This is a genomic window from Vibrio sp. Y176, assembly GCF_033438945.1.
Genome location: NZ_JAWOQS010000046.1, coordinates 1 through 2,155, shown reverse-complemented (window position 1 = coordinate 2,155; position 2,155 = coordinate 1). Strand labels below are relative to the sequence as shown.

Genomic DNA, 2,155 nt, shown 5'->3' with positions numbered 1-2,155 from the left:
GCACAATTCGAAATCATCAATGTTTATCTGCTGAAAAGCAATTTCCATACTTACCTTTTCCTTCAAGCACCTAACGCTCTGTTAAGGTGTGAGCAACGCAATACCGATGCCACCGCATACTACCTTAAACACTAAACGCAACGCATAGTAAAAATGCCACGCGTTGCGAATCACTCTTAAACAGTTTGTTAACTGACAGAAACTACACGTCAGTTAAGACCTCATTTGATCAATTTTCTTAGCTCGTTCATGCCCTTCAAACATTTGAGCTTCACCGGTGATAATCTTTTCTGCATCAGTAAGGAAACTTTTCTCTATGAGAGCCAACAAATGATGTGTCTTTGATAGTTTCCCCTCGACTACTTTGAAGTCAATATTGGCATCAGGAAAGATAGCAGCTAAGTCGTATTGCTCATACCAATGACTAAACTTCCCATCCAATGCCTCTATAGACGAATGTGTCAAGCACATACCTACTACTGACTGGTAGAGTTCAAAATATGAATAAAGTAAGGCTCCGGAAAACACTCTATACTTCCGAGCTTTCGATTCACGAAGTAAATTTGTATATGGAGTAAGTGAAACCTGACTTAAGTCGTTTTGAGTCTGTGGGTTATTTACGAACGCTTCATGAAACTCAGACGGAAGACTGTCCAAAACAGCGATAATTCCCGGGATTTGTTTCCTTAGTTCAACAATTTCTTCCCAAAGAACCCCTATAGCTTCAATTTGCTTTTGTCGATGATAGTCTAGCGCAGCTAAATTGTTACTGATTAATGATTCGACTTGTACGCCATTAGCCTTAAGCTGTGAGTCTAATAATTTCAGTTCAATATCAATTTGCTTCTTACTATCTTGTAACTTCACATCAAACTTGTAAGCAATCGACCTTCTAATTACTTCAGTTACTGAACCTTTGAAAAACGCCCAAATACCACCGACAGTTATTGCTCCAGAGACCGCACCAATTAATACTTCTTTCAGATACTCCATTACTCCACCTATCTGATTTTCTGGCAGTTAACGCCGCGTTAAGTAGTGAGCAACGCTACCACTGAACCTAAATTATTGTGCCATAAACACTTAAGCTGAATAAAACCAAAAATGTCACGCGTTGCGAATCTGCCTTAAACGCTTTGTTATGTTTGGGGCTCAAACTGAGCATATATCCCGATTTTTTACTGAGTTTTCAGAAGACTATAGTTAAGCCCACTTATTACAAAGATTACCTATTCGTCGTTTTCTTATACCCGAGTATTACATCGTATAACTTAAAAACTATACAATAGCTAAAATATTGTACTGGCCATAATTCTAGCCCTAAAATGCTTGTTGGATAATTCGCTAAATCCCTAAGCTTCAAATATAAAACCGCAGGCCACCAGATGATTCCCGCAGCTATCATTTCAAACCTGTAATACCACTTGAGCTCTATAGCTCCATCACTAGCCATCCCCGCATGAAGGAATAGAAAATACCCCAGAACCGAAAGAAAAGTAATCAAAGCCACTCGCTTTATCCAAATCACGCATTTCCTCCGAAAACATAACGCCCTGTTAAGGTGTGAGCAACGTAATACCGATGCTACCGCATACCACCTTAAACACTAAAACCAACGCATAGTAAAAATGCCACGCGTTGCGAATCACTCTTAAACAGATTGTTATGTGCCGCCTCAAAACAAGGCACTTTCAATTTGGAGCCATTGCTCCATAAAAGGGATAAAGTCCCTTTGAGGTATGAACTTCTGTGCTGCTGTATTATTTTTTAAAAATACTTCCTCCAAAGCCCACACATAGTGGTCGGCGTAAACAGCCCACGCCTTTGCTCCATCGTTAAGCTCTAATCGGGATAGAGGCTTGACAGACAGATAGCCTTTTAATAAAGCTAATGACCTATGAAGCTCCAAATCGAACATATACATGCATGCTCTCGCCAACTCATAACCAGGAGGCATGTTTTGCACTAAATCCCAGTCGATCACATCGCTTACTGTGCAATTAGAATCAAAAAAGACATTGAAATGATGAAAGTCGCCGTGGATTAATTGCCTGCTTGTGAACGGGGTATATGAGTGCGTAGCTTCTGAGCTAGCTAGATAATCACGCTGTTGTTTTACTCTTCGTAGCACCGAGTTATTCATATCAAATTCACT

General features: G+C 40.0%; 2 protein-coding genes. Both read right to left on the bottom strand.

The window, feature by feature from the left end; all coding sequences use genetic code 11:
• Positions 1-213: 213 nt before the first annotated feature.
• Positions 214-993, bottom strand: coding sequence for a hypothetical protein (locus R7O13_RS23900; protein WP_318304808.1), 780 nt, complete (start codon positions 991-993; stop codon positions 214-216).
• A 682-nt stretch (positions 994-1,675) separates the two neighbouring features.
• Positions 1,676-2,155, bottom strand: a 480-nt coding sequence (locus R7O13_RS23895) for a phosphotransferase (protein WP_318304807.1), incomplete at its 5' end; no start/stop codon positions are given.

Bases quoted from the DNA above. Each gene is read 5' to 3' on its own strand.
- R7O13_RS23900 (WP_318304808.1), bottom strand. From the start codon at position 993: ATGGAGTATCTGAAAGAAGTATTAATTGGTGCGGTCTCTGGAGCAATA.